The 17,377-nt window shown below is 54.6% G+C and carries 15 protein-coding genes; all 15 read right to left on the minus strand.

The window, feature by feature from the left end:
- Positions 1-11: 11 nt before the first annotated feature.
- Positions 12-770 carry a thiol:disulfide interchange protein DsbG gene (gene dsbG, locus JGF26_RS11870; protein ID WP_134708194.1) on the minus strand — a complete coding sequence of 253 codons (759 nt, stop codon included), beginning with the start codon at positions 768-770 and terminating at the stop codon, positions 12-14.
- A gap of 42 nt (positions 771-812) precedes the next feature.
- Positions 813-1,424 (minus strand): DsbA family protein, encoded by a 612-nt coding sequence (locus JGF26_RS11875; protein WP_134708193.1) that lies wholly within the window; start codon positions 1,422-1,424, stop codon positions 813-815.
- Positions 1,425-1,431: 7 nt separating this feature from the next.
- Entirely contained in the window at positions 1,432-3,453 is a 2,022-nt protein-coding gene (locus JGF26_RS11880; protein WP_134708192.1) for a protein-disulfide reductase DsbD domain-containing protein, read from the minus strand.
- Positions 3,454-3,500: 47 nt separating this feature from the next.
- The gene (locus tag JGF26_RS11885; protein WP_049007666.1) at positions 3,501-3,872 is read right to left on the minus strand and encodes a hypothetical protein; all 372 of its coding nucleotides are present in this window, start codon (positions 3,870-3,872) and stop codon (positions 3,501-3,503) included.
- Positions 3,873-3,959: 87 nt separating this feature from the next.
- Positions 3,960-4,520, minus strand: a complete 561-nt coding sequence (locus JGF26_RS11890; RefSeq protein WP_134708220.1) for an RNA polymerase sigma factor — start codon at positions 4,518-4,520, stop codon at positions 3,960-3,962.
- A 5-nt stretch (positions 4,521-4,525) separates the two neighbouring features.
- Positions 4,526-4,945, minus strand: coding sequence for a hypothetical protein (locus JGF26_RS11895; protein WP_028018954.1), 420 nt, complete (start codon positions 4,943-4,945; stop codon positions 4,526-4,528).
- A gap of 104 nt (positions 4,946-5,049) precedes the next feature.
- The gene (locus JGF26_RS11900; protein WP_133175277.1) at positions 5,050-5,985 is read right to left on the minus strand and encodes a hypothetical protein; all 936 of its coding nucleotides are present in this window, start codon (positions 5,983-5,985) and stop codon (positions 5,050-5,052) included.
- A 345-nt stretch (positions 5,986-6,330) separates the two neighbouring features.
- Positions 6,331-7,881 carry a methyl-accepting chemotaxis protein gene (locus JGF26_RS11905; RefSeq protein WP_028018953.1) on the minus strand — a complete coding sequence of 517 codons (1,551 nt, stop codon included), beginning with the start codon at positions 7,879-7,881 and terminating at the stop codon, positions 6,331-6,333.
- 89 nt (positions 7,882-7,970) lie between these two features.
- On the minus strand, positions 7,971-8,987 hold the full coding sequence (locus JGF26_RS11910; RefSeq protein WP_028018952.1) for a LacI family DNA-binding transcriptional regulator: 1,017 nt from the start codon (positions 8,985-8,987) through the stop codon (positions 7,971-7,973).
- 28 nt (positions 8,988-9,015) lie between these two features.
- Positions 9,016-10,422, minus strand: coding sequence for a sucrose-6-phosphate hydrolase (locus JGF26_RS11915; protein ID WP_134708191.1), 1,407 nt, complete (start codon positions 10,420-10,422; stop codon positions 9,016-9,018).
- Positions 10,422-11,792 (minus strand): sucrose-specific PTS transporter subunit IIBC, encoded by a 1,371-nt coding sequence (locus JGF26_RS11920; protein WP_049007660.1) that lies wholly within the window; start codon positions 11,790-11,792, stop codon positions 10,422-10,424. The genes JGF26_RS11915 and JGF26_RS11920 overlap by 1 nt, the downstream gene beginning before the upstream one ends.
- A gap of 66 nt (positions 11,793-11,858) precedes the next feature.
- Positions 11,859-13,376 carry a carbohydrate porin gene (locus JGF26_RS11925; protein WP_049007659.1) on the minus strand — a complete coding sequence of 506 codons (1,518 nt, stop codon included), beginning with the start codon at positions 13,374-13,376 and terminating at the stop codon, positions 11,859-11,861.
- 173 nt (positions 13,377-13,549) lie between these two features.
- Positions 13,550-14,440 carry an aminoimidazole riboside kinase gene (locus JGF26_RS11930; protein WP_134708190.1) on the minus strand — a complete coding sequence of 297 codons (891 nt, stop codon included), beginning with the start codon at positions 14,438-14,440 and terminating at the stop codon, positions 13,550-13,552.
- Positions 14,441-14,528: 88 nt separating this feature from the next.
- Complete coding sequence (locus tag JGF26_RS11935) at positions 14,529-15,740, minus strand: diguanylate phosphodiesterase (RefSeq protein WP_134708189.1); 1,212 nt, start codon at positions 15,738-15,740, stop codon at positions 14,529-14,531.
- Positions 15,741-15,841: 101 nt separating this feature from the next.
- Positions 15,842-17,317: an alpha/beta hydrolase gene (locus tag JGF26_RS11940; protein WP_134708188.1), complete on the minus strand. Its 1,476-nt coding sequence runs from the start codon at positions 17,315-17,317 to the stop codon at positions 15,842-15,844.
- Positions 17,318-17,377: the final 60 nt, after the last annotated feature.

Below are 17,377 nucleotides of genomic sequence, written 5' to 3' on the forward strand. Positions count from 1 at the left end.
TGCCTGCTCTTTTATGGCTTCGGCCCGAACATTGCCTCAAGCTGTTTTTCATCAGGCATACCCACCACCTGCTGAAGCTCATTTTCCGCATTCAGATAATAAATGGCTGGCGTGGCGTTAGCGCCCAGAGCGTCCATTAACGCCTGGTGTTTCTGCAGTATTTCAACGGTTTCACGGGATGCGCTGCCTTCCGGTTTGGGCAATTTTTTACCGCCGGATAATTCGTAATCACGCCAGGCTGAGACCGGATCTTTCGCATTTAGTATAGCGGCGGCATTACGTCCGCTGTTGGGGTTGAGAAACGCCACCAGCAGCGTATTGAGCTGAACGTTACCGGCCTTCACCCACGGTTGCGCCTCCGACCAGAACTGTTTGCAGTACGGGCAGAACGGATCCGCAAACACAAAGACTTTGCGCGGAGCGTTCTCCGCCCCTTCTTTCAGGGGATGCGCCGCGTTAAGCTTTTTCCACATTTCGCGTCCCATTGGGGCATAGATCTCTTTCTGGAAATAACCTTCGCTGAGGTTTTTTCCTTTGTCATCGTACAGATACCCCGAGATCACGTGCTTGCCGTCCGGCGTTAAAAAGAGCGTCACGCCCATGTCCTGATACTGTCCAAGCCAGGCTGGCGCGCCGCCAGGTGCATCCAGTTTCTTAATGATTTTAATGTCCTGCTGCTCGCTAAAGTGTTTTACCACATCCGGTATGGCTTCAGCCGCCTGCGCCAGCCCTGAAGATACCAGCGCCGAAAGTAACAGTAATTTATTCATTTCCCTCTCCGGTTTATCGGGGGCATCAAGCCCCCTTTCAGGTTAGCGGTTTTTCAGTGCGTCACTGACCATTTCATCGAACTGTTCAAACGGCACCCAGCCGGGAAGCAATCCTTCACCGATGAGCGTGGCGGGTGTTCCCTGAATCCCCATTTTCTCTGCAACGATCAGGCTGCGCTTAATCGTCATCAGGCTCTCCTCATCTGGCGTCGTGACACTCACCCCCGCCCGTTTTTGCGCCTCCTGAATGCTGGCGTCATCGTGGTACCCCTTTCTGGCCATCAGGGTATGGTTCAATTTCATAAACTGCTCCGGATGCGCGCGCCAGAGCGTTAGGGCATCACGCGCTGCGGTCAGCGAACTTTCCGAGCGGAAAGGCAAAAACTTAAAGACCACTGCGACATCCGGGTATTTTTCGACAATTTTCTCCAGGTACGGGTCGAATTTTTTGCAGTACGGGCAGTTGTAGTCCGTAAAAACCACAAGCGTCAGTTTTGGGTTTTTCGCGCCGATGCGCGGGGAGTTCGGATCGTTAAACAGGAAATCAGAGATCATCTTCTGCGCACGTTGTTCCTGGTCCGGCGTCAGGGGTGTTGCCGCCATCACCTGAACAGAGGCCAGAAGTAGCAGCATTGTAATAAGGATTTTTTTCATAAAACGGTTAGCCTTTTGCGTTGTTCAGGGTGGTGACAAGGGTGCGCTTATCCAGCAGCGGCGAGAGGATCTCTCCGTCCGGAATACCGGGGCCATACACCTCATTAAACGGAATGGCGTAGCGATTTCGCTTCTCAAGAAACGCAGCGATAAGCGCGGAAGGCTGGCTCCAGTCTCCGCGCAGGGCCACCACGTCCGGCTGACTCAGTGCGGCAATGATTTCCGGCTGATTCAGTACCCGATGCTCGTTAACCTTACAGGTCACACACCAGTCGGCAGAGATATCTACAAACACCCGTTTCCCCTGCGCAAGCGCATGCTCAATGGCCTCTTCGCTGAGCGGCTGCCACGGGATCGTCTGCTGCACACGTTGCGTTGCGAGGACAGGTGATGCGTTAAGCAACCCGCGCAGTTGGTATCCACCAAATACCGACAGGGAGATCACCACCAACCAGAACAGTGGCGAGTACGTTTGCCTCTTCATTGTGAAGAGCGCCAGCGCAATAACAATCAGTACCAGCATTACGATCTGACCAGCCGTTTCACCCAGATGCAGGTTCAACAGCGTCGCCAGCCAGAGGCTGGAGGCCAGCATCATCAGGCCCAGGATCACCTTAAGCGTGTTCATCCAGCGGCCGGGTTTCGGCAGCAGCATGGCCGTTTTGGGCACCAGGGCGACGAACAGCCACGGCAAACTCATTCCCACGCCGAGCATCAGAAAAATGAGCCACAGGGTCTGCAGCGGTGCGCCGAGGGCAAACGCCACGGCAGTACCGAGGAATGGTGCGGAGCACGGCGTGGCCAGCAGCGTGGCGAACATCCCTTCACAGAAACTGCCGCCCAGCCCCGCGCCGCCTGTTGCGGCCAGGCGTCCTGCGGTAGCAGAAGGCAGCAGCATCTCAAACACCCCAAACAGATTCAGCGCGAAGAGGAAAGTCACGGCGACCATCAGACCGATAAACCACGGGTTCTGGAACTGAATGCCCCACCCCAGCGATGCCCCGGTCAGCTTAAGCACGGTCACCATCGCGGCAAGCAGCATAAAGGAGGTGAGGATCCCGGCGCTGGTTGCCAGAAAACGCAGCCTGATCGTTCGTTTGTTCGAGCCTGCATGCAGGATACTGTTGAGCTTCATACCCATCACCGGCAACACGCAGGGCATCAGGTTCAGGATCAGCCCGCCCAACAGCGCAAAGAGCATCATTTTGCCCGTGCCGGGCGCTGCGGACGCAGCAGGCGTTGATCCAACCGTCATTACGGTTTGCTGGGCTTTACTGCCATTAGTCAACACAAACGACAGAGCTTTACCTGCCAGCGAGGTGGGCTTATCTCCCCACTCATCGGTGACGGGAACGATCACCCGAAGCTGATGGCCGTCGTGCTTAATGACGGGTTCTCCCGGAAGAATATCCCCCTCCAGCGGGTCAAAATAGATCCCCGGATTGTCCCACTTTCCTTCCGTTGTCCCTGTAATGACCAGATTGCCGTCCGCCAGCCAGGCGGTGAGGTCAGATGAAACGCCCGACGAGCCGGGAATAGAGCGCATCGCATGGTCAAAAGCGTCACGAAAACCTGCATCGACCGGCTGGGTAAAATCAAGATGCAGCGGGTAGTCCGTCAGCAGGCAGACATTACTGCACGTGGAGAGCGTCAGCGTTCCGTCGACCGCGTCTCCCTTCACCCCGTCGAGGACAATCGGGATCGTGACCTTGTCGTGATATCCCTGCGTGGTCATGCCGGAGATATCGAAACGCGAAGGCACTGGCCAGGACCAGCTGTCCGTTACGCCTTCCGGCCAGCTGATTTTCGGCGCGACACCGCCCTCGCCCGGCGCACGCCAGTAGGTTTTCCAGCCGGGCTTTAGCTCGACGGTGAGCAAGCCCTGAATGCGGTTTTGATCTCTTTCCGCCTGAAAGCGGATACGCGCGTGATCGTTTTGTGGGGAGACCTGCCAGCCAGTGTCTGCCGCATGGGTAATACCGATGCAGGACAGCCACAGGAAGACGAACCCCCTGAAAAGGTTAAACATGTTTTACTCCGTGAATAGTGAAAATTATCGTGTGGTGACGATGTTTTTCATTCACGGAAAACGCAGTTTTTAAGATGTATTCGGGGAGGCGGCGCCTGAACGGGTTGTTCTCTGGAAACAAATACCCGCCCCTGCGTAAACAGCTGCAGGAGGGCAAAGAAGATAATAATGGCCGGTAGCGCACCGTCGAAGAACAGCGGCTGCGCGCAGAGAAGCGAGTGTGCGCCCAGTTGACAAGGTGACGGGCCGGGCTGTTCAGTGTTGCTGTTTTGAGCTGGGGCGTCAGCTATCTGGGAAGTTTGCGGATCCAGTCCCTGTAAAAAATGGTTGAGATACACCGCACGCTGCACGAGACAAAGTGCCATCGCGAGACAGGTGACGATCAAAAGCCATTTTCCGAGAAGCTGACGGTTGCGCATAACATTCCAGAGTAACAAGACGCCCCGATCATAAACGATAGTGATGAATCTACAAGTGCCGGAAGTGTAAGGTTTTGTCTGTCGCCGCTATTCACCGGTCAGCGCGTCATAAACATCCCGCAGCCGCGTACGCAGAAACAACACCGCCTTGTGCTTACGGGATAACAGCGCCTGCTCGCTGGCACCCGTCTCCTCTGCCAGCATTTTAATGCTGTAGCCGTGAAGCTCGGTCTTTTCGAATACCTCCCGCTGCGGCGGTGGAAGTTCAGACAACGCCTGTTCCAGTTCTTCCCACAACAGCGTTTTGAGATACTCCTCTTCCGGTGTCTGCGGCACACCGAACAGGGTTTCGGCCAGCTCGTCTTCCGGAAAACCGTCTTCATCGTCGCCCGTAAAATAGCCGGAGAGCGAAACCTCGCGTTTTTTCCGCGACCGGTCAGTCATCTCATTACGCGCCGCGCGGAACAGCCACGCAGCAACGTTCTCGACTGGCTGTTGCACTTTCATCAGCTGATACGTGACTTCCTGCAAAATGTCGTCGGCATCATCACGGACGGACGTGCGCCCGCGTATGAAGGCTTTCAGCCTGGCGCGACAGGCATTGAGCGCCGACATCAGCATGGTTCCGCCCGCCTCCCCGGCTTTCATTTCGCTCACTCTGCTTCCGGCGTTTTTGGCGCGTTGTCATCGCGCTTATCGTCACGATGGCCGTGCCAGCCGCAGTGACCGCGCCCGTGGCGACCAAACCCTTCGCGACGCTGCTGAATAAACGCCTCGCGCTGTTCGGGGGTCATGTTCATCCAGCGCTCGTGCATCCGGCGGTGTGCACCAAACATGCCGGGGCGGAAACCCAGCCCGCCAAACAGAATTCGGCTCAACACCAGTATGCCCAGCGCCTGCCAGAACCCGATGGCTTTCACACCGAGGATCGCCGGAAGCAAGGCGTTCCACAGGGACATTACCAGCAGGCCGAGTACAACGAAGATCACGGCGCCGATGACTAAACCCTTGCCCATACGGTGGCGACCGAATCCGCGTCCGTGACCTCTTTCGTGCATATCAAAATCTCTCATGGTGTGTACCTCGTTTACAGTAACTGATTATGGCTTGTGATGAGGTAGACGAATGAGGGAGGGAAATATTGCTAGAAAAATAAAAAATGGGATCGAAGCCTTTTTTAATTATGGTGGGCTTTCATTAATGTCCTTTCGAATATTGAGTCAATCCCCGAAATCTCCTTATAGCATTTTATTGCAATCCAGCAATGCATACACGATATAACTATGGATAATCCCAAGAAAACTGCTATCACTACATCGGACCCAAAGTAATAGTCATAACCAATTCTGTTACCGTCATTCCCAAAACGGGTGTGTAATATTGGCCAATACCCAACAATTGTTGCAGATACAATAGAGATAAATGGAAGCCACATAGAAAGTGCACGGACCTGTCTAGCAAATCTATTACCACCCACTTCAGAATAAGTCAGAAACACGGTATTTAATTGAGCAACCTTAAGAACATCAATATTACCATGACTACATAGCGACGAAAGAGCTGCATGAATACCTCGCAGATTCATCCAAATACCTATTACTATAAACATAGACAAGATAGCCATTATAATAACAAAATCATTTGCAGGAATATTCATATTAAGCAAGGGAATAGTTCGGGTAGGAAGACTTTCACTCGCCAAAGTATGTTCGTTTGATTGAACTTGATACTCCAGTCTGGAGTACTGTTTTATGATATCCATAAGTGGCGTTAAGAATAAATAGTCGCGTAACTTTGAGGACAAGACCCTACAATCAGAAAAGTTTTTTATAATTTCATTTTTGATCTTCTCCCTTTTTTCCATGCTACTGTCTGGATGTTTAACAAGCTCAACAAATATCTCCCCTTGGCACTGCCTGTAATTAACCAATTGATTTATAAAACGATTATAAACAACACCCTCAAGTTGCTGGTCCTGTAAGCTAAAGTTTGCAAGATAAATATGCACCATGATTAAAGCAGATATGAGCACCGTACTGTTTACCAACCAGCGCATTCGTGTAGTAGCAGACTTAAAAAAACTCAACTCCTCCGAAACAATATCTATAGCCATCTTACAACCCCCAACTTGAGAGCTAGAATATATTCGAAACAAGCTTTTGCCATTTTTTGAAGCAGTTCTAATTATTAATAGCAGATAAGTCGAGAACAAGGCAACTATTCACAATAAATTCTTAATGAATCAGATATGCTCTTGATTTCTCATTACAATTAGCAGTATCTAAAAGTATTTATTACCAATCTTCTATTATCTTGCAAAATGATAAGTAACCCCGTAAAAAATAGTTAGTTATGCTGCATTGATACCTACTATATATCCGAAATAAGCTTCTGTATGGCTTATAGTGACACGTTATACTCACAAAAAAGGCTCCCTCAGGAGCCTCCTTCCATTCAATCAAGCCTGCACCGGCAAACTAAAACTCGAAATACTTCTCGAAAGCTGCTGCGCCTGCTCTTCCAGCGATGCCGCGGCCGCGGCGGACTGTTGCACCAGCGCGGCGTTCTGCTGGGTTACGCCATCCATCTCGGTTACCGCCTGTCCGACCTGGCTGATCCCACGGCTCTGCTCTTCAGAGGCGACGGAGATCTGCTCCATCAGCGTATTCACTTTATTAACAGAACCGATAATGGAATCGATCACCTCGCCCGAACGGTTCACCAGCTCGGCACCGTTTTTTACGCTGGAAACCGACTGCGCAATAAGGCTCTCGATGTCCTTAGCCGCCACTGCGCTTTTCTGTGCCAGGGTGCGAACTTCACTGGCCACAACCGCGAAACCGCGTCCCTGCGTACCGGCGCGCGCCGCTTCAACTGCCGCATTGAGCGCCAGAATATTGGTCTGGAAGGCGATGCTGTTGATAACGCTGGTAATATCTTCGATGCGCTTCGAGTTCGCCGCGATGGTATTCATGGTGTCGATGACTTCACGGGTCACCGCTTCACCGGTGTGGGCATTTTTCACCGCGTCCTGTACCAGTTTTCCGGCCTGATAGACGTTATCGGTATTGTTCGCCACGGTTGCGCTCAGTTCTTCCATGCTGGCCGCCGTCTGGGTTAACGCGGACGCCTGCTGTTCGGTACGTGACGCCAGGTCAATATTCCCGGAGGCAATCTCTTGCGCTGCGTGGGTCACGGTATGGCTCGCATCGCGCACCTGGGCGATGGTCGCAAGCAGAGCCTGACGCATCTGCTCCATCGAACTCATAAGATGATCGATTTCGTTACCGGAGCGTCCCTTCACCGGCACCGGGATGTCCAGCTTGCCTGCCGCAATCTGGCTGCAGTGTTCGCGTGCCAGGTTTACCGGGGCAAACACAAATCGCTTCATCAGCAGGCTGACCGCGACAATCACCACCACAAACAGGCAGGCGATAGCGGCAATCATCACCAGGCCGGAGACGAAGTTGCTGCTCGCATCTTCGTTCAGGCTTTTGGCGTATTTCTGGTGGACGGAAAGTACCTGGTCGAGAACGATCTCGTACTGGCGGTCGAGGCGGGACACGTCCGGGATCAGGGCGTTAAATTTGGCAACATCGTGCGCTTCGGCAGCATTGATCAGCGGTACCAGTCCCTGGTTGCGGTAGTTTTGCCAGGCATCCTGATAGGCACTCACCAGCGGCGCTTCATCCGTCAGACGCGGTGAATCCATAAAGGCAGCAAAGGCGTGGTCCGCTTTGGTCAGCGCCTCTTTCACTGCGGCAAGCTTCGCAGACTCATCTGCCGAGTTGCCCGCTTCCACCATCTTCACATACTCCATCACCCGAACGCGCAGGGTGCGGCTGTGGTTGATGGGGTCAATAATCGACAGCACAACCTGGATCTCTTTGTTCACATTATCCAGGGAATTATTACTTTTAATGATGAGGCCAACGCTGGTGACGGTGCTGACAACAAAGAAGAAAAGCAGTGAGAACAGGACAATCAGGGACGACTTTTTCAACGACATAGACCAATACCTCAAGGAGAATTATTCCTTATGGTTATCGGCGCATCCAAAACTTAAATTAATTAAAGTTATTGATGTATCGGTCAGAGCTATATAGATGACTTATAGCGTCGTTGCAGGGTGGCATCCAGCTTGCGCTGCAAGGGCTGTGGCGTCTCCCCTTCGATCAATTTGCTAATTAAATCAAAGCAGTGCCAGGCCAGCTGGCGGTTATCCTGACGAATGGTATCGACAGGGATCGTCAGCGAATCGTAGAGGTAATGATCGTCAAAACTGGCTAACCTGATATCGCTTTGCAACAGGTTGTGTTGACCCATGTAGCGCAATACCCCTTCCAGCAGACCGCAGGCGGCGGTGAAAAGCGCTTTCGGCGGACGTCCCAGGCGGGCGCAAAGTTCAGCAAACATCTCGTATCCGGAGCTCGGATGATAGTTGCCGTGAATGATCCACTCCGGGCGCAGCGTTACATTGGCTTCACGCAAACCTTGCTTAAACCCTTCCAGGCGGTCGCGCGTCGGGGAAAGGCGCGGTTGACCGCCGAGGAAGTAAAACTCATCAGGATGCTGACGCGCTATGTCAGCCACCAGTTCCGTCGTCGGGGTAATGGAATCGGTGATCACCAGCGGCAGCGCGCTGTCGTTGATGTGGCGGTCAAAAAGGACAACGGGCAGTTGCTCACTCAGCTTGTGGTAGTCCGCATCGTTAAGCATGCTGGAAGCCACAATCAGCCCGTCCACCTGACGCGCCACCATGTTGTTCACCACCACCGTCTCCTGCCCCGGGTTTTCATCGCTACAGGAGATCAGCAGCTGAACGCCAGCCTCACGGCACAGCGTCTCCAGCTCGTGAGAAAACACGGCAAAACCGTAGTTGGTAATTTCAGGAACCACCAGCCCAATGGTGTGGCTACGGTTATCACGCAGCGACCGGGCATGAATGCTGGGCTGATAGTGGTGCTCTTTGGCAATCGCCAGCACGCGTTCACGCGTCTCTTCCGCTACGCGCAGCTCTTTGCTGCGTCCGTTCAGGACCAGGCTGGCGGTGGCTTTTGATACCCCCGCCAGTTCCGCGATGTCTTTAATGGTGACGCGTTTTGTTTTTCTCACAACGACTTAGATCCGGCTGCCAAAACCCTCATTCTATCATGCAGGCGCGCAGCGACCAGTAGCGTAATGTGATGACGGACTCACCTTCGAATCGTACACGGGCCGGATGGTCAGGAAAATAGCGGCTGCTCATCACTCCTTCACCGTGGTTGATGAAAATTTCAACGCTGGAGCGGTCGCACAGAACGCGTAAATGGCTGACGTCCCCCAGCCAGTATCGGGTCAATGTTTCCCCGGTTTTCAGACTGGCGCGTTCCAGACGCAGCCCCTGGTCATCGACCGTGAGACGCAAGGCTCCACCAAAATCCACGTTCACGTGCGATGTGTTCAGTTCAAACTCCAGACGCGTCGCATCCAGTTCTGGCGCATCACTGGCGATCCCCTGCCAGCGTTGTTCACCTTCACGCAGCGCTTCCAGTTCACGAGCCGGGGTCTGCCAGAGCTTGCCGTCGTGGTAGCGTAATTCGCGCGGACAGGTCATCTGGTGCATCCAGCCATGCGTTCGCGTTGGCTGAAGCATCTCTTCTCCGTCCGGCACGCCCATCCAGCCGATCAGAATGCGTCGACCATCTTCCGCCAGCGTCGTTTGCGGCGCGTAAAACTCAAACCCGGCGTCCAGCTCGTGTAGATCGCCGTGATCGAATGCGGCGTTTGCATAGTCAAACGCCCCGCTCATCCATGCGGCTGGATAGGTGTTGAGGTAGCGATGCGGCTCGCGCGCCAGCCCCTGCGGACAGCAGATCAGAACATGCGTCCCGTCGAGGGCAAACAGATCGGGGCACTCCCACATATACCCTGCGTCCGTCAGGCCGTTAACGCCGTGACCGGCGATCTCGCCGCAGGACGCCCAGGTGTGCAAATCAGCGGATTTGAACAGCAGCACTTTGCCGCGTTTTTGCAGATCCTGCGCGCCCAGCACCATGTACCACTCCCCATTGTGCTGCCACACCTTCGGGTCACGCACGTGGCCGGTGTAACCTTCCGGTAGCGCAAGCACAGGTCCGAGTTTCTTAAAGCTGCCGTCCGGTTGTTCCACGGCCAGACACTGCCAGGCGGTGCGGTTGCCGTCATCGAATTTGACGTTGCCGGTGTAACACAGGATCAAAACACCCTCGTTATCCACGGCGCTACCAGAGTAGCAGCCGTTGCGGTCATACTCTTCGTCGGGCATCAGCGCCAGCGGCTCATGCTGCCAGTGCACCAGATCCGCAGAACTCCAGCGCCCCCAGCATTTAAACCGATGTTCGCAGTCCAGCGGGTTCCACTGATAAAACAGATGATAACGCCCGGCAAACCAGATAAACCCGTTGGGATCGTTCATCAGCCCCGTCACCGGCGCGGCGTGCCATTGCGGATAATGGCTGTCTGCGAGCGCGCGCGGCTGGCCTTTCATAACGGCCTGCAGGATCGCAGGCCAGCGTGAAGGTAACGTCATTATTCTGAGTCCGTTTTATATTTCAGCAGCAGCGAGACGGTAAACGCCACGCCGAAGGCAATCACCATGCCGATAATATAGTTGAGCAGAGAGCTTGCCTGCACAATGGCCATACCTGGAATAGCGGTCAACCCAACGGCAGTCATATAAACATGCACTGAGACCACCCAGGCCCCGCCCACCGCACCGCCAATCAACGCGGCAATAAACGGTTTTACGAAACGCAGGTTGATACCAAAAATGGCCGCTTCAGTAATACCGAGCATGGCAGAGAACGCCGAAGGTAAGGTAATGGCTTTGATTTTGGCATCTTTGGTTTTGAACCACACCGCCAGACAGGCGCCGCCCTGTGCTACGTTCGCCATCGCCCAGATCGGCAGCAGGAAGTTAACGCCAATCGACGGGTTACCCAGCAGACCTGCTTCAATCGCGTGGAAACTGTGGTGAATACCGGTGATCACAATCACCGAGTAAAGCCCGCCAAACAGCAGCCCGGCCAGCCAGCCCGCGTGTTCAATTAATGTGCTCAGGATAAAGGAGATGCCGTCGCCCAGCGCACGGCCCGCCGGACCAATAATCAGTAAGGCGATAAATCCGGAGATAACGACGGTAAGGAACGGTGTCAGGATCAGGTCTAACGCATCCGGGATCGCGCGACGCAGGTTTTTCTCCACGATGCTCATGAACCAGACGGCCAGCAGCACGGGGAATACCGTGCCCTGGTAGCCAATCATCGCGATCTCAAGGCCGAAGAAATTCATGGTGTGGAAGCCCGACGCCACGCCCCAGGCGTTGGTCAGCGCCGGGTGCGTCAGAATGCCGCCCAGCGTCGCGCCGAGATACGGGTTGCCGCCAAATTCCCGCGCGGCGGTAAAACCAATCAGAATAGGCAGAATGATAAACGCCGCCGAGCTGCACATGTCCAGCATGATATAGATGGCGTTATCCGCATTGACCCAGCCGTAGGTTTTCACCATACCGAGCAGGCCCATCAGCAGGCCGGACGCCACAATTGCGGGAATAATCGGGACAAAGATATTGGAAAGCAGACGGGCAATACGCTGGAACGGGTTCAGCTTGCGCGCCGCCAGATCCGCGGCTTCAGATTTACTGGATTCGCTAATCCCCGCAGCCTGAATAAACGCGGCGTAAACCTTGTTGACCACGCCCGTGCCAAAAATCACCTGCATCTGCCCGGCGTTACGGAAACAGCCCTTCACGCCCTCGACCTTGCCGATAGCCTGCTGATCTGCCAGCGCGTCATCGACCAGCACCAGACGAAGACGGGTTGCGCAATGCGCCGCGCTGGCGATATTTTCCTTGCCACCGAGCAGCGGAATAAGCTCGCGGGCGATTTGATTAAAATCCATAGATACCTCTGCCTGACTTCTTTTTATGATGTGCGAAACGCCCCCGCCAGGCGGGAGCGTGATGGGTTAAAACCAGGTTTCCATCTGGACCCCAAAGTTCCATTCCCCGCCTGCGTTGAAACCGCTGCTGCCAAAGGCATCATCGCTGGCGTAATGATCCAGTTTGCTGCTCCAGTCCATCCAGGTGGCAAACAGGCGCAGCTCCGGACGGCTGAAGAAATCGCCGATTTTGCTCGCTTTTAACGTTGGCGCAAAGGTCAGCTTGTAGAAACTGCCGTTGACGGCGTTGCGGTCCTTATAGCCTTCCGGGTTTAAATCCATGTACTGATAGCTTCCCTCAAACGCCAGGGCGAAGTTCTGCGTCACCTCTTTAATCAGACGGGTGTTGAGCGTCACCCACTCATAGCTATCGCCCTTGACGTAACGATCTTTACTGCTTTGCGCCAGTACGGCGGGCGCAACGCTCCAGCCCCCGCCAATCGGCGTGACACCGTAACTTGCAAAGCGCCAGGTATCCGCCTCAGACAGCAGTGCGCCGTCAGAGCCGATGCTTTTCACTTCCGCACCCAGCCCGTGACCGTACAGCAGCGCCGTTTTGGCTGTCCCTTCCCGCAGGCCGTAGAAACTCTCATTGTGCAACCCAACCAGGGCATGAACGCCGGTATTGGCGGCATCGGTTTTGATAAGATCGCCGTTGGTGTCTTTACGGTCGTCGTTATCTTTTGCCCGCAGACCGCTTACCATCAGCTGGAACGGTCCGGCGAAGTGGTTCATGCTGAGGATATAGTTCTGAACGTTATTGTCGGTCTGCTCCACGCTGCCGAAGTTGCGGCCGTAAATAGAGAAGTTACTGCGCAGCGAATCGTTCCATTTCACGTCGTAGACGCCGCCGCCGGTACCGGCAAGGAACACGACGTCGGAATCCAGCCAGTGAATATCAAAGTTGTCGCGGTCAAAGCGTTTACCCGCCCAGAAGGTACTGCCCTTCAGCGCACCGGTGAAATCAGGCAAGTTACCCAGCTCCGCAAAGGCCTGACGAATATTGAGATCGCTGGTATCGGCTGACCAGTCGTTATAGGTCCTCTGACCGTCGGCCAGCATTGCTTTGAAGCGCGTGGTCGCCCCGTTATCCAGGGTTTGTTTATGCTCCAGGTTCAGCTCAACGTAGGTGTCGGCTTCGTTACCCAGACGCCCTACTGCTCCGCCCGTTTCCCCGGCTGGTGTCAGATAAGGGCCGCTTTTGCTGCTGGAGGCCGCATCGTTCATCAGCAGGCCAGAACGGGCATAGCCGTGGAACTCAAACCCACCGCTTTGGTCCGCTTTTTTCTCCAGCGCGGCGGTGCGTTGAGCCACTTCCTGAGTTGTCGTTTGCGCCTGCTGCTGAGCCGCAACCAGTTGCTGCGTTTTTTGTTCTGCATCCGTCGCGCGTTTCTCAGCAACCTGTGCGCGCGTCTCCGCGTCCTGAAGACGCTGTTCCATCGCCGCAAGTCGCGCTTCGATGCTTGTCATATCCGTTTGGGCAAAAACAGAGGTACTTCCGGCCAGCATGCCTATCATCACGGCAAGTCTGCGTTTTTTATACATTTTGTCGCATCCCTAAAAGAAGTCATTAAACGTGCTAAATTGCTAAACCGGTTTAGGTTGCTGATACTAAACCTCTGAATTTTGGATCGGCAATCTTTTTTGCTAAACCGTTTTAGTAAGTGTGATCGAGGCGACAATTCAGGCCGCCGGATGGCGGCCAGCAATGGGAGGAATTACAGGGCGTGCTGATATGGCAGAGCCGTCATGGCTCCTTTTGCCGTGGTGGCTAACGCACCGCAGCGTTGAGCTAAAGCGATAACGGACGTCAACGGCTGACCGGCGGCCAGCCCGTAAAGCAGCCCCGCCACAAAGGCATCGCCTGCGCCGGTCGTATCAACACATTTCACAGGCGTGGCCGGATAGTGTTTCACGGTGCCCTCATGCCATGCGATGACGCCCTCTTTACCCTGTGTAACCAGCACCAGATGTGCCGGGCAGCGATTCATGAGCTTATCCAGACCGGTCTCCACCTGCGTTTCGCCAGTGAAAAAGGCCAACTCTTCGAGAGAAAGTTTCACCACGTCTGCACCCTGCAGAGCGCGTTCGAGACAGCGGCGAAGTTCGTTCTCATCCTGCCAGAGGTCCGGGCGAATATTGGGATCGAAACTGACGTAACCACCCGCTTCCCGGATGGAGGCCATCGCCCTGAAGGTCGCAGAACGGCTTGGCTCTGCGCTCAACGCGATGGAACAGACATGCAGCCACTCCCCGGCGCTGAAGCTCGGCAGATCGGCGGGTTCAAGAAACAGATCGGCGCTCGGGCGCACCATGAAGGTAAACGAGCGTTCGCCGTGGTCATCCAGATCCACCACCACCGTAGAGGTACGATGCACCGGGTCCAGGCGCATATACTTCACGTCGACCCGCTCGTCGGCTAATGTCTTAGACATAAAACGCCCGAACGGGTCATCGCCAACTCTGCCAATAAATGCGCTTGGACCGCCCAGCCGGGCTATCCCGACGGCGACGTTTGCCGGTGCACCGCCGGGACACTGCAGTAATCTGCCTTCGCCGTCAGGCAGCAAATCCACCACCGCATCGCCAAGTACCCAGATTTTTTTCATGTAACCCTCTTAGCTAAACTATGTTAAACCGTTTTAGCTATTTAAGCACAGGCAGGGCGAAGGGGAAATAACGCGGGAGGAAAATTGGCTAACGCACCAGATGAGGCCAGTGAATATCACCGACGCCATTAATCTGCGGACGGGCAAACAGAAAGCCCTGGAAACGGCGGATCCCGGCGGATTCAAGCCAGGACCACTCCTCCATTTTCTCGATCCCTTCCGCCACCAGGGTGATTTCGAGGTCGGAGCAACAGCTGACAATCGAGCGCACGATCGCCTGTTTCGGGCCGCTGAGATGAATATTGCTGACAATTTCCCGGTCAATTTTAATTTTATCCGGCTGGAACCGGGTCAGCAGCGAAAGCCCCGCATAGCCGGAACCAAAATCGTCAATCGCCAGGCCAATGCCTTCAGCACGAAGTTGTTTAATGGCGCTATTAAACTGGTTGAAGCCGGAAATCATCTCGTTTTCAGTGACTTCGATGACCACCTGCTCCGGTTTAAGCCCGTGTTTTTTAATTTGATCCGCCAGAAATGCCACGGCGCCAGGAACATTGACCAGCGACATCGGCAACAGATTTACCGCAATTTTATGGTTACCAATACCGAGCTTTTCAGCCAGCGCAAAGGCATAGGCTTTCGTCTGAAGGTCAATTTCGTAGATTTTGTCCGGGTCGAGGGAGCTGAAAAAATGCTCCGGACTGCCGCCATCATTACCGCGAATGAGGGCTTCAAGTGAACTAATCTTCCCTTCGGAGGGCTCAACAATGGGCTGGAGCGCAAACTGGCAAGATTGGTTAGCCAGCAGGCCCAGGCTATCACCAAACGGTAATGTCTCCGGTGAGAGCGTCCATTTTGTCGGGTCGTAACGTTCCCCAGACGAGGACGGTCGCTGATCTGTAATAAACCTCTGGATAAATTTGAATACCCGATCATCAGAGGCGAGATAGCTGTCCAGCTTGCTGTAATGCAGTACCGACTGTAGCACGTCTTTCGCCGACTGGATTTGCAGGTCGAAGAGCAGCATACCGACATTTTCGAACCGTCTGCGCGGGCCGTAGTCCCGCATCAGTTCAACCACACCACTGTGCCGTTTATCCTCACGGATGGTGTGGAACAATTTGACCACACTCTCTTCCGACCCTTCGAGGATTTGCAGAACATCACTCCCTTTAGCCAGAAGGACGCCGGTAATATCCAGTTTTGTGTTGCGGCCCCTGGCCCGCTCCACCAGCTCCCGCAGTTCGGTGGACGGGTGGGATAAATTCAACTGGCTTCGATAAATGAGCGTTGTCAGCACAAGAGCGGGTTCCAATGAGAGAGAAAGGTGCCTTGAACCTACTGTTTATCATAATTAATCAGTGCGACCTAACATATTCACGCCACAAGGGTTCTTTACGGTTATTGATCCCCGATCCGGCCGTCGATCCTCTCCAGCATGTAGTCGTAGAACGGGTTCGAGGTGACTCGCATGAGCGCCTCTTTTCCGACGCTCAACACGGACGTTTCTCCCCAGAGCGCAATCGTCCCCAGGCTAATGCCATAGTGGTTTTTCACGCCAGGTTCGCGGCCATACAGATCGTCATCCGGCGGGAACGGCACGGCAATATGCGATAGGGAGTAGACATCCTGCGGCCAGGACTGTGCAAGCGGTATGACTGTCTCATGGGTGCTGCCTGCCGGGGTTATTTTCGCCACCGTCGAGAAACTGTGCTCGCTGGCATTGGTGATAATCGTGACACTGTAACGCCTCTGTTCGACGGGCAGCAGCGACGAGGCCGCCGTCCAGGATGACGGCTTAAACAAAGGACGGAAACTTGCCGCCTGGTTGATATCAAACATGACCAGTTCACTGCCGTTCGCCGGAAGCTGATCAAATAACCCGGTTACCACCGCGCGGGTACTGACCGTGGAATCCATCACTGACTGAAACGCCAGAACCGGCGGCAACTGCCCCAGTTTGTGTTCCCGCGCCGCGCGGCCAATCTGCTCCTGAAGGGTCTTCGTCAACAGCCACGACTGGCGGGCGGCATTTACCGGAAACGAGTTGTATTTATACGGATTATATTCCGGCGAGATATTCAGCCACGCCGCTTTGGCAAACGCCGGCAGCAGCGCCGGTAACCCGGCGAAACCGGCAAACCGCGCAAAGGCCGTCACGCCAATCATCGGTGAAAGCAGTACCACCTGCTGCGGTCGATGAAGTGAAGTGGAATCCAGCGCATCAAGGGTATATTTCATCGCCAGCGCCCCGCCGTTGGAGTACCCCACCAGATGGAGTGGCGCACTCTCTCCCGCCAGACGCGTGGCTTCCCGCACAGCAAGGCGCGTTGCCGCCAGCCACATCTCCCAGTCAACGTCCGTCAGCGCGCCGGGCGCGGTGCCGTGTCCGGGTAGCCGCGGTACCACTGCCACAAACCCGTGCTGCTGATAATGTAAAGCCAGGTGTCTGACGCTGTAAGGAGAGTCCGTCAATCCGTGCAGCAACACCACCGCACCGCGCGGCTTTCCGGCAGGCATCAGCACAAATGAACGGTTGGCATCTGGTGAAAACTGACCGGGCCATACCAGGCTCTGGCGGTAATAACGGTTTAACGGGGTTTGTTCCTCGCCCGCTGTTTTCGCCGTCACCGCGTTATCCAGATCGGTGAAAATCGCCTTTTCCCGGGCCTGATACCCGGCAAAATCGGCTTTGTCCAGCTCGCGCACGGACATCTCATCTGCCCGCCAGGTATGCCAGAGGTGCAGTTCCGGGCCCTGCTGAGACAGATACACCCGCACAGCAAGCAGCACGACCAGGACGATCCCCGCTACCATCGCTATTTTTTTTGCGAGAGCCATCAGGCGCACGCTGACACGCCAGGACAAATTCGCCATGCCGGGATCCCTTTTATTTTCACTGTATTTATATCTTATCAAAAATGTGAAGAAGCTGAC

Source organism: Enterobacter sp. E1 (genome assembly GCF_016809815.1).
GTDB classification, from domain to species: domain Bacteria; phylum Pseudomonadota; class Gammaproteobacteria; order Enterobacterales; family Enterobacteriaceae; genus Enterobacter; species Enterobacter adelaidei.